At 58.2% G+C, this 24565-nt stretch carries 18 protein-coding genes; 10 read left to right on the top strand and 8 right to left on the bottom strand.

The window, feature by feature from the left end:
* The first annotated feature begins 63 nt into the window (after positions 1 to 63).
* Both IPH10_00295 and IPH10_00290 read left to right on the top strand, forming a co-directional pair.
* On the top strand, positions 64 to 1755 hold the full coding sequence (locus IPH10_00295) for an acyl--CoA ligase (GenBank protein ID MBK6909368.1): 1692 nt from the start codon (positions 64 to 66) through the stop codon (positions 1753 to 1755).
* Positions 1756 to 1767: 12 nt separating this feature from the next.
* Positions 1768 to 3678, top strand: a complete 1911-nt coding sequence (locus IPH10_00290) for a S9 family peptidase (protein ID MBK6909367.1) — start codon at positions 1768 to 1770, stop codon at positions 3676 to 3678.
* A gap of 56 nt (positions 3679 to 3734) precedes the next feature.
* On the opposite strand, the gene IPH10_00285 is transcribed toward IPH10_00290, so the two are convergent.
* Genes IPH10_00285 through IPH10_00265 form a run of 5 tightly spaced genes read right to left on the bottom strand, consistent with a single transcriptional unit; the run spans position 3735 to position 9253 of the window.
* On the bottom strand, positions 3735 to 4856 hold the full coding sequence (locus IPH10_00285) for an alpha/beta hydrolase (protein ID MBK6909366.1): 1122 nt from the start codon (positions 4854 to 4856) through the stop codon (positions 3735 to 3737).
* 4 nt (positions 4857 to 4860) lie between these two features.
* Positions 4861 to 6135, bottom strand: coding sequence for a hypothetical protein (locus IPH10_00280; protein MBK6909365.1), 1275 nt, complete (start codon positions 6133 to 6135; stop codon positions 4861 to 4863).
* 14 nt (positions 6136 to 6149) lie between these two features.
* Positions 6150 to 6887 carry an esterase family protein gene (locus tag IPH10_00275; protein ID MBK6909364.1) on the bottom strand — a complete coding sequence of 246 codons (738 nt, stop codon included), beginning with the start codon at positions 6885 to 6887 and terminating at the stop codon, positions 6150 to 6152.
* A 47-nt stretch (positions 6888 to 6934) separates the two neighbouring features.
* Positions 6935 to 8122, bottom strand: a complete 1188-nt coding sequence (locus IPH10_00270; GenBank protein MBK6909363.1) for an MFS transporter — start codon at positions 8120 to 8122, stop codon at positions 6935 to 6937.
* Between the two features lie 9 nt (positions 8123 to 8131).
* The gene (locus IPH10_00265; GenBank protein MBK6909362.1) at positions 8132 to 9253 is read right to left on the bottom strand and encodes a glutamate--cysteine ligase; all 1122 of its coding nucleotides are present in this window, start codon (positions 9251 to 9253) and stop codon (positions 8132 to 8134) included.
* 197 nt (positions 9254 to 9450) lie between these two features.
* On the opposite strand from IPH10_00265, the gene IPH10_00260 reads away from it, so the two are divergent.
* Both IPH10_00260 and IPH10_00255 read left to right on the top strand, forming a co-directional pair.
* Positions 9451 to 10884 carry a TIGR01777 family protein gene (locus IPH10_00260; GenBank protein MBK6909361.1) on the top strand — a complete coding sequence of 478 codons (1434 nt, stop codon included), beginning with the start codon at positions 9451 to 9453 and terminating at the stop codon, positions 10882 to 10884.
* 152 nt (positions 10885 to 11036) lie between these two features.
* The gene (locus tag IPH10_00255; GenBank protein MBK6909360.1) at positions 11037 to 12902 is read left to right on the top strand and encodes a S8 family serine peptidase; all 1866 of its coding nucleotides are present in this window, start codon (positions 11037 to 11039) and stop codon (positions 12900 to 12902) included.
* 101 nt (positions 12903 to 13003) lie between these two features.
* Here the strand turns inward: IPH10_00255 and IPH10_00250 are convergent, their stop codons facing one another.
* Positions 13004 to 14155, bottom strand: coding sequence for a PD40 domain-containing protein (locus IPH10_00250; GenBank protein ID MBK6909359.1), 1152 nt, complete (start codon positions 14153 to 14155; stop codon positions 13004 to 13006).
* A 221-nt stretch (positions 14156 to 14376) separates the two neighbouring features.
* Complete coding sequence (locus IPH10_00245) at positions 14377 to 15066, bottom strand: aspartate/glutamate racemase family protein (protein ID MBK6909358.1); 690 nt, start codon at positions 15064 to 15066, stop codon at positions 14377 to 14379.
* A 142-nt stretch (positions 15067 to 15208) separates the two neighbouring features.
* On the opposite strand from IPH10_00245, the gene IPH10_00240 reads away from it, so the two are divergent.
* Positions 15209 to 15553, top strand: coding sequence for a DoxX family protein (locus IPH10_00240; protein MBK6909357.1), 345 nt, complete (start codon positions 15209 to 15211; stop codon positions 15551 to 15553).
* A 116-nt stretch (positions 15554 to 15669) separates the two neighbouring features.
* Here the strand turns inward: IPH10_00240 and IPH10_00235 are convergent, their stop codons facing one another.
* Positions 15670 to 16485: a prohibitin family protein gene (locus tag IPH10_00235; GenBank protein MBK6909356.1), complete on the bottom strand. Its 816-nt coding sequence runs from the start codon at positions 16483 to 16485 to the stop codon at positions 15670 to 15672.
* A 285-nt stretch (positions 16486 to 16770) separates the two neighbouring features.
* Here IPH10_00235 and IPH10_00230 point away from each other — a divergent pair, with 285 nt between their 5' ends.
* The 5 genes from IPH10_00230 (at position 16771) to IPH10_00210 (ending at position 24545) form a co-directional block, all read left to right on the top strand.
* Complete coding sequence (locus IPH10_00230) at positions 16771 to 19485, top strand: 2-oxoglutarate dehydrogenase E1 component (GenBank protein MBK6909355.1); 2715 nt, start codon at positions 16771 to 16773, stop codon at positions 19483 to 19485.
* A 14-nt stretch (positions 19486 to 19499) separates the two neighbouring features.
* Positions 19500 to 20780 (top strand): 2-oxoglutarate dehydrogenase complex dihydrolipoyllysine-residue succinyltransferase, encoded by a 1281-nt coding sequence (odhB, locus tag IPH10_00225; protein MBK6909354.1) that lies wholly within the window; start codon positions 19500 to 19502, stop codon positions 20778 to 20780.
* A 24-nt stretch (positions 20781 to 20804) separates the two neighbouring features.
* On the top strand, positions 20805 to 22205 hold the full coding sequence (gene lpdA, locus IPH10_00220; protein MBK6909353.1) for a dihydrolipoyl dehydrogenase: 1401 nt from the start codon (positions 20805 to 20807) through the stop codon (positions 22203 to 22205).
* Positions 22206 to 22283: 78 nt separating this feature from the next.
* Positions 22284 to 23030 (top strand): glycosyltransferase family 2 protein, encoded by a 747-nt coding sequence (locus IPH10_00215; protein ID MBK6909352.1) that lies wholly within the window; start codon positions 22284 to 22286, stop codon positions 23028 to 23030.
* A 3-nt stretch (positions 23031 to 23033) separates the two neighbouring features.
* The gene (locus IPH10_00210) at positions 23034 to 24545 is read left to right on the top strand and encodes a hypothetical protein (protein ID MBK6909351.1); all 1512 of its coding nucleotides are present in this window, start codon (positions 23034 to 23036) and stop codon (positions 24543 to 24545) included.
* The last annotated feature ends 20 nt before the right edge of the window (positions 24546 to 24565 follow it).

Genomic DNA, 24565 nt, shown 5'->3' with positions numbered 1-24565 from the left:
TCTGACAGAAGTCTCGCTGATAGGCAATGTGATTTTACGAACCGGGCAAGTAACGGAGGCCGATTGAGTTCGTTAAGTGATAAGATTGCACATGCACGGAGATTGGGGGAGGGAGCGGTCGCTCTCTCCCTTCTTCCGTATCAGAATGTCGCGGCGCTCTTGCGGGCGCAAGTGGCCGCTCGGCCGGATCAACCGTATCTGATCTTCTACGACGATGCGGGCACGCGCTACTCGTGGAGCTATCGCGAGTTCGCCGAATTGGTATACAGGACGATACGACTGCTCCAGGCGCACGGCATCGGGCGCGGCGACCGCATCGCGACGGTTTCACACAATCACGCGGAAACGGTGCTGCACTATGTCGCCGCGTGGACGATGGGCGCGGTGGTTGTGCCTGTCAATTTGGGCGAGACGGATGACCGTGTGGAGTACATTCTGGCGAATTCGGATACCAAGCTTGCCTTCGTGCGCGCACCGTATCTTGAACGCATCGCGCATTTGCGCGAGCGGCTGCCACTCTTCAAGACGATTGTGCAAACGGGCGGCGCGGCGCAGGCGGACTATCACCACTTCACGAACGAACTGGAGCGCTATTCGGGCGCGCCGCTCGATTTTCCCGAGGTTGGCCTTGAAGATGATGTGCTGATCGTCTACACGTCAGGCACCACAGGCAATCCGAAGGGCGTCGTGCTCGTCCAGCAGAATTTGCTGACGGACGCGCAGGGGATTTCGGCATGGCACGGCTTAACCGCGGGCCAGCGGATGATGTGCGTCCTGCCGATACATCACGTGAACGGCACAGTGGTGACCCTGATGACCCCGCTCTACTACGGGGGCACAGTGGTGCTCAATCAGAAGTTTTCCAGCCCGCATTTCTTCGAGCGCATCGCGCAGGAGGATGTCCAGGTGGTCAGCGTCGTGCCGACGCTGCTGCAATTCCTGCTGCACGAGAAGAGCCTGGACGGTCAGCAACTTTCACTCCCGAACTTCCGTCATATTATCTGCGGGGCCGGGCCGCTGACCGTGGAACTGGCCGCGGCGTTTGAGGATCGGTTCCGGCTGCGGATCGTTCACGGGTACGGGTTGTCGGAGACAACCTGTTATTCATGTTTTCTGCCGGTGGAGCTGTCGGATGGCGAACATCGGCAGTGGCTGCGGGAATTTGGCTTTCCGTCCATCGGTGTTCCGATTCCGCAGAACGAGATGGAGATTCACGACGACAAGGGGCAGGCGCTGGCACCGGAGCAGAAGGGCGAGATCGTGATTCGCGGCGTCAATGTAATGAAGCACTATTTCGCGGCGCCGGAGATCAACGAGAAGACGTTTGAGTTCGGTTGGTTCCGGTCGGGCGACGAAGGATTTTACAAGCTCGATTCAGCCGGCCGCAAGTTTTTCTTCATTACGGGTCGCATCAAGGAGCTGATTATTCGCGGCGGCGTGAACATATCGCCCTTTGAGATTGATGAGGTGTTGGCCAAAATTCCGGGGATAGACAAGGGGATGGCGGTCGGCTTTGAGAACGACTGGTACGGTGAAGAGGTTGGCGCGTACGTCTGCTTAAAGCCCGGCGCGCAGCTTACCGAATCGGAGATCATCGCGTTCTGTCATGGCGAGCTGCAGCCGCACAAGTGCCCGAAGGTGGTGGTGTTCGGCCACGAATTCCCCGTAACATCTACCGGAAAATACCAGCGCAACAAGTGCAAGCACCTGTTTGCGGCATACAAGTCTGACCAGTTTCCACGCAAATCAGCATAGAAGGACCCACTCATGATTCAGCGTTTGGCATTGTTACTCCTTGTCGGCTGCTCGGCGGCATTCGCCAATCCGCCGGCCACGCTGCTGTCTGAAGGACAGTATATACCGGACATCGCGACGTTTTTGCAGATCAGCAATTGGAGCCCGGCGGGCAACAGTTGGGACGGCAAGGACGTGTATGTGATGTCGTCGGCGTCGGGTGAATCGCAGGTGTATCGCATCACAGAAAACGGCTGGCCGTATCAGTTGACGACGTTTGAAGACGGCATCGAGGGCTTTGATCTCGCGCGCAACGGCCATGTCGCGATAATCTCGGCATCCGTCGGCGGCGACGAGAATTCCCAGCTTTATCTAATGGACGTCAAGACAGGCCAGATTCTCAAGTTGACGAATCAGCCGAAGGTGCAATTCGGCTCAGTGGTCTGGCAGCGCGACGATTCGAAGATATTCTACACGTCAAACGAAGAGAACGGAACGGATTTCTTCGTCTACGAAATGAACATTACGACCGGCGCGACGAAGAAAATTTTTGACGGCGTCAAGGGCACGAATTACATTGCCGAGCTGTCGGACGACGGCAAGCAGATGATTATCGGCACCTATACGTCGAATGTCAACAACGATCTGCACCATTTGGACTTGACGACGGGCAAGTGGACGACGTTCACTAAGGACAAAAGCGACGTGATTTACGGTTCGATCACGCTGCTGCCTGACAACAAGAACATCTGGCTGGTCTGCAACGACAATCCGGAAGGGATGTCGCGATTGGCCAAGATGACATTGGGCTCGCCGAAGGTGACGTTCGTGAGTGACGGTTGGCTGGACCCGAAGTGGGAATGCGAAGGCGTGGGTTTCTCGCGCGACTACAAGTACATGGCGGGTTCGACGAATGAAGACGGTTGGGGCCGCATGAAGGTGCGGGAAGTGGCGACGGGCAAGGAGGTCAAGCTGCCGAAGCTGGACGGATTTTTGAACGTCGCGGGATTCGTAGAGACGGGCGAACTGATACTTTCGTTTTCGAGTCCGACTAAAGCGCCGGATGTCTACCGCTGGAATCCGCAGACGGAGCAGTTGACGCAGCTCACGCAATCCATGTATGCCGGCATTGATCCGAAGCTGTTTCGAGATCCGGTCTTGGTGCGCATGCCGAGCTTTGACGGTTTGGAGATCTCCGGGTTTCTCTATCTGCCCGCATCGTATGAAGAAGGCAAGCCTGTGCCGTTCATTGTCGAAGCGCACGGCGGACCGGAGAGCCAATTCCGTCCGGGTTTCATTCGCAATTTCCAATACATGATGCTGAACGGTTACGGTATCCTCGCGTTGAATCCGCGCGGATCGTCAGGCTATGGCCGCGAGTTCCTCGCCATGGACAATTATAAGAAGCGCAAGGACTCGCTGAAGGATTACAAGGCCGCGACAGATTGGCTGATCGCGCGGGGCTACACGCAGCAGGGTATGATTGCGATTCGCGGCGGCAGCTATGGCGGCTATGTGGCCATGGGCATGATCACGGAATATCCTGATCTCTACAACGCGGCGGTGAACAATGTCGGCATCGTGAACTTCCAGACTTTCCTTGAGAACACCGCACCGTACCGCCGCGCGCTGCGGGAGGCGGAGTACGGCCCGCTCACCGATCCGGAGTTTTTGCACGAGATTTCGCCGATTCACAAGGCTGATTTAATTAAGACGCCGTTATTGATCGTGCACGGAGCGAATGATCCGCGTGTCCCCGTCGGCGAAGCGCGGCAGATCGCGGCGAAGCTCGCCGAGCTGGGCACGCCGTGCGACACGCTGATCTTCGCCAATGAAGGTCACGGTTCGGCCAATCGCGAGAACGTCATCGCCGAGTACCGCAAGCAGGTCGAGTTCTTCGACCAGCATTTGAAAGGGATACGCAAGCCGGAAGCCAAAGAGTAGCACCGGCGCCGTTTGACACGAAAAAGCCCGACTCGTTTGAGCCGGGCTTTTCGTTGTTATTTGGGCAGACGTTCGTGCCACCAGCGCAGAATGTCGGGCAGGCGTTTGCGCCACGATGCTTCGTCATGTTCGCCCTCGGGGTCTATCAGGACGCGGGCACGGGCGCCGTTTGAATTGAGCAGGCGGCCGCACTCGCGCACGGCCTCAATCATCTGCTCGGAGAGACCGCGGAAGCCGCCGAATTCGCGTTCGCCGTAGTCCAGCCAGAAGCGCACGTCGCCAGAGAAGGTCGTCGCAAGTTTCAGGATGCGGCCGCCGGCGATGTTCATTGAAGGGCTGAGACACAACGCCGTGCTAAAGACATCGGGGCGCGTTAGTCCCGCATAAAGTGAGATCAGGCCACCCAGGGACGAGCCACCGACGGCTGTGCACTCCCGCGCAGGCAGTGTGCGGTACTGTGCATCAATTTGCGGCTTAATCGTCTGCACAATGAAACGGACGTAGCGCTCACCCCAGCCTCGCGATCGGCGGAAGTCATCCTCCCACGGTGAGTACTCGTGCATGCGCGATAGCCCCATATTGGGAATACCGACGACGATATGGCGCAGGTTTTCGCGTTCCGCGAGCTCCGTGGAGACTTCATCCACGCCCCACTCGTGGTTGTAGGCCTCGACTTCATCAAACAGGTTTTGTCCATCGTGGAGATACAGGACGGGATAGCGTTCGGATTTGCGCGCGTCGTATTCGGGCGGCAGCCAAACGTAGATGTCGCGGATGCTGCCGAGCTGCGGCGAAAAGATGTCCCGGATCACGCGCAGATCGCCGACGACGGTATGCGTCGGACGCCAGGCGGCGGCCGCGGGATGCACATCACACCAACCGCCGATTTGGAGCGTCAGAGTCCCGTTGGAGTGGTCGCTTGTCCAAACGCGATTGTCAATCTGTTTGCCCTGGGCGGAGCACTCCACAGAATCCCACGAACCGCGCGTGAATTTGAACTCGGCGCGTTCGAGGTCGTTTGGCAAGTCAAAGCGGAACGTGCCGTCGGGCGCTGACTTCAGGCGCGACAGCGGATGGCCGGGCGACCATCCGTTGAAATCGCCGGCGATAAAGAGCGGCGCGCCCGCAGGTGTATCGGCGGGCGCGCGGATAATAATAACGGAAGTTTTCTCGGACATTCGGTTAGAGCTGTGCGAGGCGATCGTGCTCGGTCTTGCACCAATAGGCGATCAGCCCGCGATAGTGCGCGATGAACTGTTCCTGTTCATGCGCGGGGAAGGAGCGGCGGCAGCGTTCGATCAGAATGTTATCCCATTCTCCCGACTGGAAGAAATCGAGCGTAAGTTGATCGAGCTGCGCGAGGTGCGACGCGCAGAACACGTCGAAGCGCTCGGCCTCGAAGTAGCGCTGCGCGAGATCGTGATAGAGATCGAGCTTCTCGCTGAACGGAATGTCGCGGTCGGCGATAGCGAAATAGTCGCGCGTCTGCAAATCAATGCGCGTCTTGCGTGCGGTGACCGCGCAGTAGAGCGACCAGCGCACGAGTGCCTTGATTGCCCACGGGAAGTAGTAGTGCAGTGACACCAGCGACGTATCGGGAACGGCGTTGGCGAAGTCGATCGGATAGATATCCTTACCGCGCAGGAGCGACTCGCACGAGTTGTATTCCCAGCCGAAGAACGCGTTGATGATGCGCGTCAATTTCGTTAAGTACTCGCCCTGATACTCGTTCAGGAAACCGTGTTCGATGCGATAGCGATTATGCAGCGGCTGATCAGGATCATAGCGCATCGGCAGGATTTGCGGGCCGCAGCCCAGGCAGCGGCAGAAGACTTCGTAGTCAGTGATGCCCTTCTGAATGTGCATGGTCTGCTTGCCGGATTCGTCATAGGCCCGCTGCAGATCGTGACGGTTCCGGATATGCGACACGCCGCGCCAGCCGCCGCCGTCATAGGGTTTCATGAACACTGGATAGCCGCCGGTCTTGGCGACGATATCTTCAAGATCGAACATCTTGTGATAGGTTTCCGTCGTGACTTTCACACGGTCGTCTTCGGGATCCCACTCTTTTTGCGGGATCATCCACGTTTCGGGAATGTCGAATCCGAGGCGAATCATCACGCAGTAGGCCGAGTGTTTCTCCATGGACTGAAACGTGAACGGATTGTTGACGGTATGGGAATCGTTGACGAGCGCGGCTTTCTTGAGCCACTCGCGCACCGTCATGTGCCAGTATCCCAAGCGGTCAATGATGACGTGGCGCAGGACCGGTTCGCGCAGGCTGAACGGTTCAATCGTCAGCCGTTCGACTTCAAAGTCAAAGCGGCGGCCCTGGTAGTTCAGATGCGATCCGAGTTTTTTGATCAGGGCTTCATAGGCCAGCGGCCAGGCGTATTCGTTGCCGAGCGTCAGACCGATGCGGCGCAGCGTGTGCGGAAGATTGTCGGGGTGAGACATGCGTGTGTGAAAGATTAGTCAATCTGCGGAATATAGACGGAGATCATCCGGCGCCACGACGGCCAATCGTGCGGCGTGTCGGCGCCCCACAGATCGAGATGGTGCGCGATACCCTTGTCATTCATGATAGCCGAAATGCGCTTGGTCTGGTCAATGCAATTGCCTTCCCACGCGCCTTGCCCGACGACGAGGGCGATCTTGATGCGGCGGATAGCTTCCAGCGTGTCATGATCGGTCAGATTGGGCAGGTAGTCCATCGGATTCTGAAAATAGAAGCTGTCGTCGTAATAGCCGCCCAGTCGCTCGCGAATGTCGTAGTTGCCGGACAGACAGAGCACATGGCTGAAATTCCACGGGTATTTAAGCGCGAAGTTCAGCGTGTGATACGCGCCGAAGCTTGATCCGGTCGCCGCGATGCGCATATTAGGCGAGTGGCAGTGCGCGTGAATGAAGGGAAAGACTTCGTGAGTGATATACTGCTCGTAGTAGCCGTGCGCTTTGACGCGCAAGTCGGGCGACATTCCTTTATTGAACCAGCTTTCAGAGTCAATGCCATCCACGCAGAAGACTTTGACGCCGCCGGCCTCGATAGTGCCGCGAATCGTCTCGATCATGTGATTGCATTCGTAATCGAAGAAACGGCCTTGGGCCGACGGGAAGACGAGCAGGGGTCGGCCGTAATGCCCGAAGGCGAGCAATTCCATTTCGCGGCCCAGGGCCGGACTGTACCATTTGTGATATTCGCGCTGCATAAGAAGTAAAAAAGTGTGAAGGGAACGGAAGTAGAAGGAAGAGCGCGTTAAGCGGCGGCGGCCGGTTTGACGCGCAGGAACAGGAAGCCCGAGGCCGCGATGAAGGCGCAGGCTGCGCCGAGTAGGAACGGCGTGTCGGCGGAGACGTTTTCCCATAGCCATCCGGCTGCGAGGCTGGCGATGAGGGCGAGCATGCCGGTGATCATGCTAAAGAGTCCGATCGCAGTGGCTTTGACGTCGGGCGCAACGACGTTGGCGATCAGCGCCCGGAAAACCCCTTCGGTCAGCGCGGCATACAATCCATAGGCGGCGAACAGCGCGAAGACAAGCCAGCGCGAATCCAGGGCGGCGAAACCGAAGTAGACCAGCGCGTAGATGAACAGTCCGACGGCAATCAGCAGCTCTTTGGGCAACCGGTCGGCCAGTTTACCCACCGGCCACGCGGCGAGTGTGTAACTGAGATTGTAGAGCAGGTAGCCAATCAGCACTTGCGTCACGGTCAGGCCGCCGTCACGCGCCTTGAGGATCAGAAAGGCGTCGCTGCTGAAACCGAGATAAGCGATAGACGCCAGACCGACAATCCACCAGAACGATTTGCCAAGGGGTTTGCGCCCGGTCGGCGCCATGCCCGGGGAGGCGCTCTGCTCGCGGCGCGGCTCGCGGACGAAAAAGATGATCAGGACGCCGAGCAGCGCAGGCAGGAACGCGAGCCAATAGAGATTACGCAGGAGAATTTCGGGCTTGCCCGTACCGCCGAAACGCTCCATGATCAGGAGCGTCACCGCGACGCCAAGCAGCGCGCCCGCCGTGTCCATGGCCCGATGCAAACCGAATGCGCGTCCGCGCAACGCGGCGGGCGTAACATCGGCGATCAAGGCGTCCCGCGCGCTGCTGCGTACGCCTTTGCCCAACCGGTCGAGAAAGCGCGCGACGAGCACGAACAGCCACGAGCCGGCCAGCGCGATCAGTGGCTTGGCGAATGCGGACAGCGCATAGCCGACGAGGATGAAGCGCCGACGTCGGCGAATGCGATCCGAATACCAGCCGGAGAGACCCTTAAGAATGCTCGCGGTCGCTTCGGCAACGCCTTCGATCACGCCGACGACGCCGGGCCCCGCGCCGAGCACGGTGGTCAGGAAGATCGGCGTCACGGCGTAGAGCATTTCGCTCGACACATCTGTAAAAAACGAAACCCAACCGAGGCGCTTGACTTCGGGAGAGAGTCTGTCGCTCACGGACGCACCTTAGGCGCGCTTGACGCTCTCGTGGAATTCGTTGACGACGGACTCGACGACGGCCGGGAAGCTCTCGGTCTTGCGGTAAACGGCGCGCTGGCGGTCGTAGCTTCCGCCGCGATCAATGATCGTGGCGATGTGGTTCAGCTCTTCGAGACAATTCTGCTGAATGGCGTACGGCGTAAGGGCCTTGACGAGCAACTGCAGGTCATCCCGCATATGGCGCGTGGTGCCGTCGTCGGAGTGGACGATATCGGCGTCGAGCCCCCAGCGCGTGGCGCGCCACTTGTTTTCCTTGATGAACCAGTAGCGATGAATCGGCAGCTCTTCGCCGTTGTCATAGAGGTCTTCGAGGTAGCAGACGAGACATTGCGACATCGCCACGAGCGCGAGCACGTCGTCAAGATCGGGTGTGCCGTCGCACACGCGGATTTCCAGCGTGCCGAATTTTGGATGCGGGCGCACGTCCCACCAAATTTCCTGAATGGACTGAATCGCGCCGGCGTGAATCAGAGTCTTCATGAAACGCTGGAACTCGGCCCAATTGAGCATGCGCTGCGGCAGTCCGGCGGTGGGCATCGCTTCGAACACTTTGATGCGTGAGGAGGCGAGTCCGGTCTCCTCGCCCATGAAATAGGGCGACGCGGCGGACAGCGCCAGGAGATGCGGGAGAAACGTCGTCATCGCATTGAAGATGGCGATCGCTTTTTCAGCGGACTTCACGCCGACGTGCACATGCAAACCCATGATCATGGCGCGGCGGGCGGGCCACTGCATGCGGTTGACCAGATTCACATAGCGCGGATTGTCGGTAATAACCATCTCTTCCCACTGCGAGGTGGGATGCGTGGCGACGAAGCACGTGGTCATGCCCAAGCGGTTGGCAGCGGCCTCGACGATACGGAATTTGTCTACGAGTTCGCGTTTGACATCAGCCACGGTTCGGCATGGCGACGTGATGACCTCGATGATGCTGCGCAGCATTTCCGGTTTGGCCCACTCATTGGGACCGAGTTCGGCCAACAGTTCCGGGGCGCGGTTGACGACGCGCCAGGTCTTCGGATCAATCAGCAACAGTTCGCACTCGACGCCCAGCGTGGGTTCGGGCGAGCCTTTGAAAATCAGAGCCATAGGGGAAAGTAAGGGGTAGGGAAGCGGAAGTTCAGCTGACAGTCAATCAAAAAAGATACGGAATGACTCCTCGGAATTCAACCGTTCAACCGAAGATTTCTCATCTCCGCAGCGTCAGCGGATCGGTGGCCTTTCACCTTGGTTCAGGAAGTTGTATATTACGGGGTTATCCACATTAGGCAGCCACGCGGTCCAGAATGCCTCAATTCAGACTGAAGAGTATTTTTCCGGTGCCCGCGGCCGAGCTGTTCGCGTGGCATATGCGGATAGGGGCCCTTGAGCGCCTCACTCCACCGTGGTCGGCGATCAAGGTCACGTGGGGTGACGAGCAAGTCCGTGAGGGCAGCCGCCGCGAGCTGCTGGTGCCCGCCGGCCCGTTCCAGATGAAATGGCTGGCCAAGCATCACAGCATTGTCGAGGGACGGCAGTTCATTGACGAGCAGGAACGCGGGCCATTTCGCAAGTGGGTTCACCTGCATCTGTGCACGGATCGCGATGACGGCCGCAGCGAATTGGAAGACCGGATTGACTACGAGTTTCCGCTGGGGAAATTCGGAGCGCTGGCAGGCAGATCGCAGGTTGACTGGATGGTAAACACCTCGTTCCCATGGCGGCACGAGCGCACGTGGATTGACTTGACGCGCCACGCGAAGTTTGCAGGTCAGCCACGGCTGAAGGTGGCCGTTACCGGAGCGTCCGGGCTGATCGGCCAAGGATTGACGCACTTCCTGACAACCGGTGGTCACGCCGTCACACCGTTAGTGCGATCACGCGGCGGCGCAGGAATCTACTGGAATCCGGAACTCGGGGAAATTGAGACGGAGAAGCTCGAGGGCTTTGATGTCGTGGTGCATTTAGCGGGGAAGAATGTCGGCGGCGGGCGCTGGAGCGACCGCGTTAAGCGCGAGATTCTGAACAGCCGTACGCGCGGCACGCGCCTGATCGCCGAATCGCTGGCCAAGCTGAAGCAGCCGCCGAAAGTTCTGATCAGCGCGTCCGGTACGGGTCTCTATGCGCCGGGAACGGCTCCGTTAGCCGAGGACGGGCCACAGGGGCCGGGCTTTCTCGCCGATGTGGTCCGTGCGTGGGAGGCGGCTGCCGATCCAGCGCGGTCGGCTGGCATTCGGGTGGTGCATCCGCGCATCGCCATGGTCCTCTCGGGTTGGGGTGGTGCCCTCCCGAAGTTGCTCCTCCCATTCAAACTGGGGCTCGGGGGCCGGATCGGCACCGGGCGCCAGCAGATGAGCTGGATTCACCTCGACGACCTCCTCGCGGTGTTTTTGTGGGCAATGTACGACGAACGGCTGGTGGGCCCTGTAAATGTGGCTTCAGGTCAAACGCTAAGCAATAAAGAATTTACGGAGACCCTTGGGCGAGTTTTACGCAGACCCACGTGGGCTCCGCTTCCGGAATTTGTTGTAAATACTATCTTTGGTGAGATGGGTCGGGAGCTCCTGCTGGGTAGCCTGAATGTCCAACCAGCGAAGCTGGCGGCAGTCGGTTTTCGCCCCTGGTTCGATTCACTGGAAGCGGCGCTACGGTTTGAAACCGGCAAGCCGTTTCGGCACGCTCCTCCCTTCCACCCTGCTCCATTGCCACAAAGCGGGGCAAACGGGTATCTAATCTCATGAGCTTGCGTGGCCGCTGGACCGATTGCCGCAGGGCCGAAGCTCCGGAAGCATCTCGCCCCTGTGAGGCAGTTCAAGAATCCTGCCGCCGTGACTTCTGACTTCAGACTTCATATTTCAAACTTTCCAATTCACTTTCCCGCACGGAGAAGAACATGAAACGCACTTGGGTGCTGTTGGTAATGCTGGGCTTGCTGTCATCTGCAGCGCTGGCTCAGAAAATCAAGATTGAGAAACTCGACGACCTGCCGCGGCATACGTATAAGATTGATCAGTCGGTTGTGTCGTTCATCGAGGACGACGCCGCGATCAAGAAGCTCGCCGCCGAAGTCAAGGAAGACATTCTGGCCGATCTCGAGAAGTACGAGATTTCCGACAAGGCGACGCTGCAAGGAATGTACGCGAGTCTGGGTACGATTGCCATGATCGAGAACGATTGGGCGCGCTACCTTGAATATGTGAACCTTCGCATCGCGCTTGAGGACAAGGAAGCCGCCAAGCACACGACGGCGATGGTGGGCCGGGCGATTGCCAAGGCGCAGCTTAAGGGCAACGAGAACTACGATCAGAATGTTGACAAGGAAATCCGCTCGATGCTGGCCAACATGCCTTACGAGGTTGTGGAAGCCAACGTCAAGGCGCAGAAGGGCTCGGCCGAGATGGCTTCGCCGGCAGTCGTGGTCGGTGGCTTGGAAGCCGGTTTGCAGCCGCAGTTGGATTTGACGAATGGTGAGATGACGCAGGATAATGCAATAGGCCTGTTGAGCCCGTACTTTACTCTGCGCTATTACATTCCCAAGAAGCAGATTTTCATTGCGGCGCTGTCGGAGTATATTGACGCTCACAACGTGCAGAAGGCCGACATCTGGGCCGACCGCAACGTGGACCTGCCCAAGGGCGGCAGCTACAAGCCCGTGACGCTGGCGGTCTGGGATTCGGGCGTGGACTATAATATTTTCGGACCGCTTGGTCAGATGTGGGTCAACGACAAAGAAGTCGCGGGCAACAACAAGGATGACGACCAGAACGGATTCGTGGACGACGTGCACGGCATCGCCTGGGATCTGCACTCGAACAAGGAGACTTCCCTGCTGTTCCCGATTGGCAACTACGAGATGAAGGCCGACGAAGATCAGATGCGCCGTTGGATGAAGGGTCTGGGCGATGTGCAGTCGGCCGTTGAGAGCGACGAGGCGACTGAGATCAAGAAGTACATCTCGACGCTGAAGCAGGAAGACGTACAGCCGTTTATCGAGGCGATTGGTCTTTACGGCAACTACTGCCATGGCACGCACGTAGCAGGTATCGCGGCGGCGGGCAATCCGTATTGCCGGATTCTGGGCGCGCGTCTGACGTTTGACCATCGCATTCAGCCGGAGACGCCGACGATTGAGCAGGCGACGAAGGATGCGGCGGCGCTGGTTGAGACGATTGATTACTTCAAGAAGAACGGCGTGCGCGCGGTCAACATGAGCTGGGGCGGTTCGCTGTCGAGCATTGAATCTGCGCTGGAAGCGAACAACGCGGGCGGCACGGTGGAAGAGCGCAAGGCGTTGGCACGCAAGATCTATACGATTGGCGACACGGCGTTTAAGAACGCAATTATGAACGCGCCGAACATTCTGTTCATCACCAGCGCGGGCAATTCGAACCTCGACAACGAATTTGCCGAGTTCTATCCGTCGAGCTATGATCTGCCGAACATCATTTCGATTGGCGCGGTGGATCAGGCCGGCGAAGAGACGAGCTTCACGAGCTTTGGCAAGGTGGATGTTTATGGCAACGGCTTTGAAGTGTTGAGTTATGTGCCCGGCGGCACGCAGATGAAGCTCAACGGTACTTCGATGAGTTCGCCGCAGGTGTTGAATCTGGCCGGCAAACTGCTGGCCATCAATCCGAATTTGACGGCATCGCAGTTGCGCGACCTGATCATCAACGGCGCGGACGAGCAGAAGGCCGGCGACCGCACGGTCAAGCTGATGAACCCGAAGAAGTCGTTGGAGCTGGTGGCGAAGAGTTAGTTGATGATTGCGGGCGGAATGCCTTCCGCCCTTGCAGAAATGGACGGGCCGGTCAACTGACCGGCCCGTTTTTTGTTCTGCTCTCCCCCATTCAGCATTCATCATTTCAAAAGCATCACCTTTTGTGTCACGATGCGCTCGCCTGCTCGGGCTGATACGAGATATACTCCGGTTGCGAGGTTTGTTCCATCGAGGGCGAACTCGGCATGACCGTTTTCTGCGTTCAGTTCGCGCATCATCACCTCCTGCCCGAGCAGATTGTGCACGAGCAACTCCGCGTGATAAATGTGCGGCGGCAAGGTTAGTGTGATGTGGGTTGAGGAATTGAAGGGGTTGGGGAAGGCATGTAGTTCATACTCGTCTACTGATACGTATTCCTGCGGGCCAAGGCCTACTGCCGTCGTGTCAATTGATGTTACGATTCGATAGCCCGGCTGAAGCAGACCCCTCCGGTACCAAAGAGTTCTGCCATCGTTCGCGATACACGGATTCATCTCGGTTTGCTCCGAGTTGACGGGTGCAGGTAACTGCACGCCTTCTGCCCAAATTGAGTCAACAAGTTCGCTCACCCAAATGTCACCCCCATTCGGTCCAAGTTTGAAGTAGTACAACTTGCGGTTATCCGGCGACAGGCTCGGATGTTCTTCCTCCCGCGCCGTGTTGATGTTTGGCCCGAAACTAATCTTCGGCCCCCATGTGCCGTCCGACTGGCGTTGACAGAAGTATAGATTGTGACTTGCGGCCTCTGGTGGGTTTTGCCCCGCTATAAGCAGCATCGAACCGTCACGGCTAATCCCCACCGACCACTCGCGGCCAGTGCCGTTGACATTCGGCCCTGCGTTTAATGCGGGTCCCCAGCCCGTATCTGTGCGAACACAATAGTAGATGTCCATCCACCCAAAGCCATCTCCCCGCTCATCACTGTTGCTCGTGAAATACAGCGTATCGCCCGACGGGCTTTCGCACATTGAGGTTTGTGTATTGGAGGCATTTATATGCGGTGGCAGGGCGGCCCATTGGCCCCATTCTCCATTGACGCTGTCTCGCTCTGTCCATCCGACAAAAGCCAAGCCTGCCGAAAGATAGAGCCGTAAGCCATCATTGCTGATCCAAACGGCTGTCATGGCCGTGCCGAAATCAGGCTCCATTGGCTCAGGTTCCGTCCATTGCGCAAACACCACTTGCGCACACAACAAAAACACGAACCCCACCCGCTTCAGAAGACTGAATACAGATAGAATTCGCGTTGTCATTTTCGTGGCCTGGACGGGAAAATAGAAAATATCAAATAGAAAAGCGAGCAGGTGGAAGTGGAGGCGCTTGGGTGCTTGACCCCCCTTTTATCCCCCCAGAGGACTGAGGGGAAACAGAACCCCCCTTTGTCCCCCCGCGCATCGCGGGGGGAGAGCGGAAGCCCTTCTTAGTCCCCCCAAATTTCGCGGCGAAATTTGGGGGGAAAACAGAAGCAGAGGAACTACCCCAGCATCCAATCCACCGCGGCCTTGCAATGGATGACGGTGGTGTCGTAGGCAGGTAAGGGGCAGGCTTCGGGTTTGATGAGCATGGGGATTTCGGTGCAGCCGAGGATGACGCCTTGCGCGCCGGCGGTCTTGAACGATTCCATGATGCGCAGATATTCCTGGCGCGTTTCGTCAGTGAAGATGCCTTGACCGAACTCGTGGACGATGGTGTTGTGAATCCAATCGCGCACGGGTTCTTCGGGGACGACGATTTCGATATTGGCTTTGGCCATGATCTCACGGTAGAACGGCTGCTCCATGGTGAAGACTGTGCCGAGCAAAGCGACGCGCGACTGGCCTTGTTTGGAAATTTCGCGGGCGGTGGCCTCGACGATGTGAATCAAGGGAATGCCGATGGAGTCCTGCACGGCGGGGGCGGCCATGTGCGGTGTGTTGGCGCAGAGCATCAGCCCGTCGGCACCGGCAGCCTCGAGTTTCTGGGCGATCCGGCTCAGGAATCGCTCGGATGCGGGCCAGCCGCCGGACTGGTTGTCATGATAGAACTCGTGGAAATTCATCGAATAGAGAATCAGTCGCGCCGCTTGCAAGCCGCCCAGCCGCTCGGCGACCATCGCATTGATGAGCTTGTAGTAGTCCACCGTGGAGTGCCAGGTGGTGCCGCCGATCAGACCGAGTGTTTTCATTGGGGGAAATCCGTATATTGCCGTTTGTTCAATCTACGGAAACGCGTTCGGAAAGACAATTGGCGGGAGAAGAGTTGTGAAGGGACTACTGTTTGGCGGCGAGAGCCTGAAGTCGGACGCCGCGAATTTCGGGCTGTTGGTGATGCGGTTGATTACCGGACTGAGCATCGCGTTGGCACACGGGTTGGGCAAGATGCCCCCCTCAGAGAAATTTATCGAAGGCGTGGCGAAGATCGGCTTCCCGTATCCCGATGCGTTCGCGTGGGCGGCGGTGATTAGCGAGTTGGTTGGCGGATTTTGCATCGCGCTTGGGTTGGGCACCCGGGTGTGGGGATTTTTGCTGTCGTTCACCATGGGCACGGCACTCTTCAAGCATCTTGGTGCAGGCGATGGGAATTGGGAAAAGGCAGCCATCTACCTTGCGAGCTTCGCCGCCCTCATGTTCATCGGCGGCGGGAAGTACGCAGCGGACCGGAGGTTTGTCTGACCCGTATCCCGGGACCGTCCCCTTTGTACGGAGGACGGCGGCCAGTAAACAACGAGGCGACCTTGCGGTCGCCTCGTGCAGTTTCGTGATTTTACGAAATGGGCGTTTCGATTGGCCTACTGATTGCCTAAGATAATCGGCAGGCCGTCCTTGCCGGAGCCCACGACCACGACCTTGGCATTGGTGGAAGTTGCTAATTTTTCAGTAGCTTCGATGCCTTTCCAGCGCAAGAACTGGTCATTCAAACCGAGTGAGACGATCTTCTGGAAGTCGGCGATACCCTGCGCTTCGATGCGCTTGCGGTCGGCTTCCTGGGACTCTTTGGTCAGGATGAACTCCATCCGCTGAGATTCCTGCTCGGATTGGAGCTTGGCCTCGATGGACGCGGTCAGGTTGGGCGGCAGGCTGACCTGCCGGAGCGGCGTGGCTTCAATGGTAATGCCTCTCGGGGCGACGGCCTTTTCAAGCTCATCCTTGATTTGCTGGGCCAGCACCTCCCGCTCGGAGGTGTACAGCGCCCGGGCCTCGTACCCGGCGGTGACGCCGCGGGTCAAAGAGCGGAAATTGGGTTCCAAGATGATGGTCTGATAGTCGGGGCCGATGGTCTTGTAGACTTCCGCCGCAGTCTCGGGGTTCAAATGGTAGAGCACAGATACTTCGAGAGTAACGGACAGACCCTCTTTCGAGGGGACGACCATAACTTCTTTTTTCTCCTGAGTTTTCACGGAGAATTTGTGGACGGCAGAGAGCGGATTGCGGAAATTGATACCGGGCTTCAGCGTTTCAGCCGACACGTTGCCGAAGAAATCCACGACGCCGACGTGACCGGCGGGGATCACGGTGAAGCAGCGCAGGACGATGATCACCAATATGATCGCACCAAAGATGCGCAGGACCATCCCGGGGCTGGGGCCAACTCGCATATCTTGCATGGGAACTCCTATTAAAATGGATAAAAAGCTGTAAAATGGGGGGTTCTTTAAGATGGGGACAATGGCGTTCAGAAACAAGGGGATGAAGTGTTAGTCCCTTCACATTTTCGGACGCCGTGTCGGCGTCTTGCCACTGGCGAAACCGTCCGTCAGCTTGAGATTCCGGGGGGAAATTCGTAAACTCTATGCTTCGGGGCGATGCGGGCGGTGCCCCCACAGCCGGGCGCGCTCTCGCGGCGCTATCGGACTTATTTTCAGCAAACGGCAGACTCACAAGATAACCACATGGCAGACCTCTCCTTTCTGGTGAATGCGGATCCCGCGGTGATTGACGATATTTACGAGAAGTATCGCCAATCTCCGGACGCCTTGGATCAAGGTTGGCGGCGCTTTTTCGAGGGCTTCGAGTTTGCGCGATCGCTCAACGGGCACACTCCGGCACAGGCACCTGAAGAATTCGAGAAGGAATTCAAGGTCATCAACCTGATCGGCGCCTATCGGCAGCGTGGTCATCTGTTCACAAAGACCAATCCGGTTCGCAAGCGCCGTGACTACAGCGGCAAGCTCACACTTGAGAATTTTGGTTTGACCGAAGGCGATCTGGAGACGACTTTTCAAGCGGGTCGCCGCGTGGGTCTTGGTCCGGCGACGCTGCGCGAGATTATACGACTGCTGGATGAGACGTATTGTCATTCGGTCGGCGCGGAGTTCGTGTACATGCGCGATCCGAAGGTTATCGAGTGGCTGCAGGACCGCATGGAGCATTCGCGCAACCGCCGGCCGTTCGCGATTGATCAGAAGCGCCACACACTGTCCCTGTTGACGCAGGCCGTCATACTTGAGAAATTCCTGCACCAGCGGTTTGTCGGGCAGAAGCGCTTTTCGAGCGAAGGTCTGGAGACGTTTGTGCCCGCCATGGATGCGATCGTCGAGCACGGCGCGCAGTTGGGCATATATGATTTCGTGATCGGCATGGCGCACCGGGGCCGTCTGAACATTTTGACGAATGTGCTGGACAAGGACTATCGGCACATCTTCAACGAGTTTGAAGGCAAGCAATACACGGACGCGCTGTTCTCGGGTGACGTGAAGTATCACCTCGGGCACTCCGTGGACAAGCGAACTCGCGGCGGCCATCCGGTGCATTTGGCCGTGATGCCCAATCCATCTCATCTCGAAGCGATTAATCCGGTGGTGGCGGGCGTCTGCCGCGCCAAAGCGGACTTGCGGCACGGCGGCGACTATCACAAGGTGCTGCCGGTTCTGGTACACGGCGACGCCGCGGTCGCCGGGCAGGGGATCGTGTATGAGCTATTGCAGATGTCGCAGGTGGACAGTGCCCGGGTTGGCGGCTCGCTGCATATCGTGTTGAACAATCAGGTCGGTTTCACGACGAACTACATCGAGGCGCGGTCGAGCACTTATTGCACGGACGTCGGTAAGACGACGTTGTCGCCGGTTTTCCACGTGAATGGCGACGATGTGGAAGCGGTGATTTACACGGTGGAGTTGGCGCTTGAATTCCGGCAGGAGTTCCAGCGCGACGTCTTCATTGACATTCTGGGCTATCGCAAGCACGGGCACAACGAAGGCGACGAACCGCGTTTCACGCAACCGGTGCTCTACAAGGCCATCGCCGCGCATCCAGATCCGATGCAGATCTACGCGCAGAAGTTGGCCGATGAGGGTTCCATTCCCGCGGGTGAATCGAAAGAGATCGAGCAGAAGTTCCGCGCCCGGCTTGACGGCGATTTCAAGACGGCCAAGGAAGTCTCAGAGACCATGGCCCCGAGTTCACTGAAGGACAAGTGGGAAGGTCTGCGCTTTGCGACGCATGATGATTTCCTGAAGTCACCTGCGACGGGCGTCGAATTAAAAGAGCTTAAGCGGATCGCGCAGGCGATTACAGCGCTGCCGGAAGATAAGAAGTTCTTCAACAAGGTTGAGCGCATCTTCGCGGACCGCCGCAAGATGATTAGCGAGGGGCGGTTTGATTGGGCGATGGGTGAGCTGTTGGCCTACGCCACGCTCTGCGAAGAGGGCCACAACGTGCGGCTGGCGGGACAGGACTCCAAGCGCGGCACATTCTCGCACCGCCATGCGATGGTGCGCGTTGAGGATTCTGACGTAGAGTACTACCCGCTTCAGCACATCAGTCCGAAGCAGGCGCGCTTTGAGGTGTGGAATTCGATCTTGTCGGAATACGGCGTGATGGCGTTTGAATACGGATACGCGATGGCCGCTCCGCAATCGCTGGTGTTGTGGGAGGCGCAGTTCGGCGACTTCTCGAACGGCGCGCAGATTGTGACGGACCAGTTTATATCGGCCGCCGAGCAGAAGTGGCGCCGCGCCAACGGGATGGTCTTGCTGCTGCCGCACGGTTCGGAAGGACAAGGCCCCGAGCATTCGTCGTGCCGCGTGGAGCGGTTCCTGGAAATGTGCGCGGGAGTGAATATGCAGGTCGTGGCGGGCACGTCGCCCGCGAACATGTTCCATGTCCTGCGCCGCCAGCTGCACCGCCCGTTCCGCACACCGCTGATTGTACTGACTCCCAAAAGTCCGCTGCGCCATCCGCTGTGCGTCAGTCCCATCGAAGATTTTGGTCCGGGCAAGAGCTATCAGGAATTGCTTGACGACGTTTGGACGAATCCTAAGCAGGTCAAGCGCGTGGTGCTGTGCATGGGCAAATTCTACTATGAGCTGATCAAGAAGCAGCGCGACGCCGATCGCAAGGACGTGGCGCTGGTGCGGCTCGAACAGATTTTCCCGTTGCCGGAGCCTCAACTAAAGGAATTGATCGCGCGCTATCCTCAGGCCGAATTCGTGTGGGCGCAGGAAGAACCGGAGAATCAAGGCTGCTGGCCGTTCTTGCATCGCAAGTTTGATTTTGCGCCGTTGAAGGTGCTTTCGCGGCCCGAGTTCTGCGCGCCGTCGGTCGGCTTCCCGGATTTGCATGACAAGGAACTCGCGGCGTTGGTCGAGCGCGTGTTTGAGATTTAACCGAAGAAAGTCAGATGATCGAAGTCAAAGTCCCGAGTCCGGGCGAATCCGTAAGCGAAGTCACGATTTCGAATTGGCTGAAAGCCGACGGCGCGTATGTGCAGAGCGGCGAAGAGCTGTTTGAAATCGAATCCGAGAAGGCCACGCTGTCGGTCTCGGCTGAAGCCAACGGTGTGTTGAAGATAATCATACCCGTGGGCACGACGATCAAGGTCGGTTCACTGGCTTGCACGATTGATGAAACGGCGTCGGCTGGCGCCGCACCGCAGGCAAGCGCGCCTGTTCCCGCGCCGCAGGCTGCCGCACCAGAGGCTCCGGCATCTGCGAGTGCGGCGATGAAAATCGCGTCGCCCGCGGCCGACAAGATATTGCGTGAAGCCGGCAAGTTGGCACAGGATGTTGCCAATGGCAGCGGCCGCGCGGGGCGCATCACAAAGGGTGACGCGCTGCGCGCAGTTGCGACGGGTCAGAGTGCGCCGGCGCCGGTGACCGCACCAGTCGTCGCCGCGCCTGCAGTATCAATTCCCGCGCCGCAAGCGAAGGCCGCTCCGTCCCACATGCCGCCGCAGGTCGCCAAGGTGGCCTATTCGGGCGAGCGGATCGAGCGCCGTGAAAAGATGTCACCACTGCGTCAGAAGGTGGCGGAACGCCTCGTCAGCGTGCGTCAGACAACCGCGATGCTCACGACGTTCAATGAAGTGGACATGTCTAATTTGATGCAGTTGCGTAAGGACTTCAAGGAGAAGTTTGAGCAGCAGCATGGAGTGAAATTGGGTTTCATGTCGTTCTTCACAAAAGCCGTGACCGAGGCCCTGCGCTATTTCCCGGCGGTGAACGCCTCGATTGAGGGGGACGAGATTGTCTACCACGATTACGTGGACATGGGCGTGGCCGTGCAGGCGCCCAAAGGTCTCGTGGTGCCAGTGATTCGCAACGCTGAGAGTCTGACGCTTGCGGAAATTGAAATGGAAATTGAACGGTTGGCGGCGCGCGCGCGCACCAATCAGTTGACGCTGGATGAAATGACGGGCGGCACGTACACGATTTCGAACGGCGGAGTATTCGGTTCGCTGATGTCTACGCCGATCTTAAATCCGCCGCAGAGCGCGATTTTGGGCATGCATAAGATCGAAGAGCGGCCGGTTGCGCTGAACGGTCAGGTGGTGATTCGCCCCATGATGTACGTGGCGATGAGTTACGACCACCGCATCATTGACGGTCGCGAGTCGGTCGGTTTTCTGGTGCGCGTCAAGGAATCGTTGGAAAATCCGGTGCGCATGCTGCTGCAAGTTTAGTGCGCGGTACATACAAATCAAATTATGAAGTACGATCTTGTTGTGATCGGTTCGGGGCCGGGCGGCTATGTTGCGGCGATTCGCGCCGCGCAGTTGAAGCTGAAGACGGCGATTATCGAGCGCTACCCGACGCTCGGCGGCACGTGTTTGAACGTGGGCTGTATTCCGTCCAAGGCGCTGCTCGACTCATCGGAACATTTTTATAACGCGCGAACGCATTTTGAGGCGCACGGCATCGGCGTGCCGGGTTTGAAGCTCGAGTGGGACACGATGCGGGGCCGAAAGGACTCGGTGGTGTCGGAAAACACGAAGGGCGTCGCATACCTGATGAAGAAGAACAAGATTGACGTGTTCTACGGCCACGGCTCGTTTGCCGGTGCGGATGCGATCCGCATCACTCAAGCGGACGGCAGTCATCAGGAGATCGGCGCCGCGCATGTAATTATCGCCACAGGTTCGAAGCCCGCCGATCTGCCGTTCGCGCGGATTGACAAGCAGAAGATTATCTCTTCCACGGAAGCGCTGGCACTGAAGAGCGTGCCTAAAGAGCTTGTGATCATTGGCGCGGGTGTAATCGGCTGCGAGATGGGTTCAGTGTATGCGCGACTGGGCACAAAAGTGCGCATCGTGGAATTCCTGAATTCGGCGATACCCACGATGGACGCGACGATGGGCAAGGAGTTGGGCAAGTCGCTCAAGAATATTGGGATTGAACTGTACCTTGGCCATAAGGTCAAAGCTGTGGATACGAAGGGCAAGAAAGTCAAGGTCACGGCGGAAACGCCGGGCGGCGACGACGTCGAATTGACGGGCGACTATTGCATGATGGCCGTGGGCCGCAAGCCGTACACGGAAAATCTGGGGCTCGACAGCGTCAAGGTTTCGACCGATGGGCGCGGATTCATCAAGGTCAACGAGCACCTTGAAACGGCGCATCCGGGCATTTATGCGATAGGCGACGTCATTGGTGGCGCGATGCTTGCTCACAAGGCTGAAGAGGAAGGCGTATTTGTCGCGGAACGGTTGGCCGGACAGCAGCCGCACATCAACTATCGCACGATTCCGTGGGTGGTTTACACGTGGCCGGAGGTTGCGGGCGTGGGCTATACGGAAGAAGAGCTGAAGCAATCGGGCCGCGCCTACAAGGCGGGCAGCTTTCCCTACAAGGCCCTGGGCCGGGCGCGCGCCGCGCATGAGAGCGAAGGCGTTGTGAAGGTACTTGCTGATAAGCAGACTGATGAGATTCTCGGTGTTCATATGTTCGGTGCGCGCGCCGCCGATATGATAGCCGAAGCGGTGGAGGCCATGGAGTTCCGGGCCAGTGCCGAAGATATTGCCCGCATGTCGCACGCGCATCCGACTTTTACCGAGGCGATGCGCGAAGCCTGTCTGGCGGCGACGGAAAACCGAGCCCTGCACCTTTAAGAAGAACCTATGGGATTTGTCCGCTTAGACGAATTTCGGGAACGCCCCGAACGCAACATCAAGAAAGTAGTCTGCGTGATGCCGGCCTACAATGCCGCGCTCACGATAGAGCGGACACTCAAGTCCATACCGGCGGGCACGGTACATGAGTTCATTCTCGTGGACGACTGCTCGAAGGACAACACGGTTGAGGTCGCCAAGTCGCTGGGCATCACCGTGATTGCGCACGAGAAGAACAAGGGCTACGGCGGGAATCAGAAGACGTGCTACGATGCGGCGCTGGCATCGGGAGCAGACGTAGTTGTTATGATTCATCCGGACTACCAATATGATGGGCGCATCACTCCGGCGGTCGTGAGTCTGCTTGGAACTGGCACGGTGGACATGATTCTCGGTTCGCGCATTCGTTCGCGGCGCGAAACGCTCGAGGGCGGCATGCCGAAGTACAAGTACTTCTCGAACCGCGCGCTGACGATATTTGAGAACGTGATGCTGGGCCAGAACGCGGGCGACCTGCACACGGGGTTCCGCGCCTATGCGCGTGAAGTGATTGAGACAATCAACTACCAGGCCAATTCCGACGATTTCGTGTTTGACTCGGAATTTTTGGCGCAGGCGGTCTATCATGGGTTCCGCATCGGCGATGTGCCGATTCCGACGCGCTATTTTGACGAAGCCTCTTCGATCAATTTCCGCCGCAGCTCGAAGTATGGCTTGCAGACACTACAGGTGATGTTCAAGTTCAAGTTTGCACAGTGGGGCCTGTCGAGTTCGCCGCTGTTCAAGAAATCGCCGCGCGTGTCTAACAACGCGGCGGGAGCATAGCGGATGTCGGTGAACGTGCGGATCGCACAGCGAATTCTGTATAGCGCGATCCTGGTGGTCGCGCTTATTTATACTATTGTGCCGCTGTGGGGACCGCAGGCGGATATGTGGGAGACGATTGCGGCGATGGATGCGATCTCCGAGTCTCCGCTCGATCCGCGCAATCCGCTGCTCGACCTGCCTGGTGAAACGTCGCCGCGCTTCACACCGTATACTGTGCTGTGGGGCATCGTCGAGCGGCTGTTCGATCTGCCGCTCTTCACGACGGCCGCGCTGGCGAGTCTGGTAAACGCGTTGCTCTTTTTCACGGGCTTGCACCGCGTGATCCGGACAATTACGCCTGATCCGCGCGCTCCGCTTTGGATTATCCCGGTGATGCTGGTGGGTTGGGGCCGCGGCTGGGGAGAAGCTAATGGCTATCAATTTGAGCAGTTCTTCGCCACGATGTCGTACGCCGGAACGTTCACCTACGGTCTGTGTTTTCATGGATTGGCGGAATTGAACCGCTATTTATCGTCCGGTTCACGGCGCGGGTTGGGGCTGTACATTGTGTTGGGCGTCCTGGCATTTTGGTCGCATCCCATCACGGCCCTGCTGCTCTTTGCGATGGGCTTTGCCTGGTCGTTCGCGCGCGCACCATTCAAGACCGCAGTGCTGCTGCAAGCGGCGCCCTTCGCGGCGCTGGCGGCCTGCTGGCTGTGGCCCTATTTTGATTATCCGACAGTACTGTTTCGCGGTTCGACGGAAGCGTGGTATAGAGTGCGGCTGTTTGACGGGCAGTTGTTGCGCATCGGGCCGGTGATACTGGGAATATTCGTCGCAACCTACTATGCGCTGCGCCGCCGCTACAACGAAGTCACACTGGCGCTGCTGCTCGCGCTGGCGATCTATCTATTCAGTTGGGCGCTTGATATTCAGATCGGCAGCCGGTTCGTATTCTACGGGGCGATCTTCGCACACATTTGCATCGGACTCTTTCTGATGGAGCGGTTCAGCGATCTGCGGCTCGGTTCGATATTGGAGCGCGGCGTGGTGCTGTTTGTACTCGGCGCGGTGTTTATGGCCGGGGGCTATTACCGCGTGAAGAAACTCGACCGCGACTGGCAGCCGGTGGTGGAACACTATCAGAGCACGGGCGGCGATATTCTTGAACCGTGGGAAGACATCCGGTTTTTGCGCGACTATCTGAACGACAACAGTGTCGTGATGGTTGAAGATACTGTGGGCTGGCGCATTCCGGCCGTTACACAGGCGCGGCTCGTCGCCCAAGCGAAGGGCAATCCATTGATGGCCGCCGAAGTTGCGCAGCGCCGCGCCGACGTCGTGCAGTTTTTCAGCGGTCCGGCAACGACGGACGAACGGCGCGAGTTGATCGTGAAGTATCACTGCACGCACGTGCTTGTGGATTCGCGCAATTTGCAGCGCGCCGACGCCGCACTCGACCACGATCTGGCCTTGTTAACGGAACCGCTCACGGCGGCTCCGCCCTACCGATTACTGCGAGTCAAGCCATAACTCCACCCAATCCCGGAGAA

The sequence above is a fragment of the bacterium genome (assembly GCA_016702305.1).
GTDB lineage: Bacteria > Electryoneota > RPQS01 > RPQS01 > RPQS01 > JABWCQ01.
The sequence above is the reverse complement of the archived record's forward strand: the minus strand, read 5'-3'. Positions and strand labels throughout refer to the sequence as shown.

Coding starts and splice junctions, on each gene's coding strand:
- IPH10_00290 (MBK6909367.1), top strand. CDS start 1,768: ATGATTCAGCGTTTGGCATTGTTACTCCTTGTCGGCTGCTCGGCGGCA.
- lpdA (MBK6909353.1), top strand. CDS start 20,805: ATGAAGTACGATCTTGTTGTGATCGGTTCGGGGCCGGGCGGCTATGTT.
- IPH10_00210 (MBK6909351.1), top strand. CDS start 23,034: ATGTCGGTGAACGTGCGGATCGCACAGCGAATTCTGTATAGCGCGATC.
- odhB (MBK6909354.1), top strand. CDS start 19,500: ATGATCGAAGTCAAAGTCCCGAGTCCGGGCGAATCCGTAAGCGAAGTC.
- IPH10_00275 (MBK6909364.1), bottom strand. CDS start 6,887: ATGCAGCGCGAATATCACAAATGGTACAGTCCGGCCCTGGGCCGCGAA.
- IPH10_00260 (MBK6909361.1), top strand. CDS start 9,451: ATGCCTCAATTCAGACTGAAGAGTATTTTTCCGGTGCCCGCGGCCGAG.
- IPH10_00235 (MBK6909356.1), bottom strand. CDS start 16,485: ATGCAAGATATGCGAGTTGGCCCCAGCCCCGGGATGGTCCTGCGCATC.
- IPH10_00215 (MBK6909352.1), top strand. CDS start 22,284: ATGCCGGCCTACAATGCCGCGCTCACGATAGAGCGGACACTCAAGTCC.
- IPH10_00280 (MBK6909365.1), bottom strand. CDS start 6,135: ATGTCTCACCCCGACAATCTTCCGCACACGCTGCGCCGCATCGGTCTG.
- IPH10_00230 (MBK6909355.1), top strand. CDS start 16,771: ATGGCAGACCTCTCCTTTCTGGTGAATGCGGATCCCGCGGTGATTGAC.
- IPH10_00240 (MBK6909357.1), top strand. CDS start 15,209: ATGCGGTTGATTACCGGACTGAGCATCGCGTTGGCACACGGGTTGGGC.
- IPH10_00265 (MBK6909362.1), bottom strand. CDS start 9,253: ATGGCTCTGATTTTCAAAGGCTCGCCCGAACCCACGCTGGGCGTCGAG.
- IPH10_00285 (MBK6909366.1), bottom strand. CDS start 4,856: ATGTCCGAGAAAACTTCCGTTATTATTATCCGCGCGCCCGCCGATACA.
- IPH10_00245 (MBK6909358.1), bottom strand. CDS start 15,066: ATGAAAACACTCGGTCTGATCGGCGGCACCACCTGGCACTCCACGGTG.
- IPH10_00255 (MBK6909360.1), top strand. CDS start 11,037: ATGAAACGCACTTGGGTGCTGTTGGTAATGCTGGGCTTGCTGTCATCT.
- IPH10_00250 (MBK6909359.1), bottom strand. CDS start 14,155: ATGACAACGCGAATTCTATCTGTATTCAGTCTTCTGAAGCGGGTGGGG.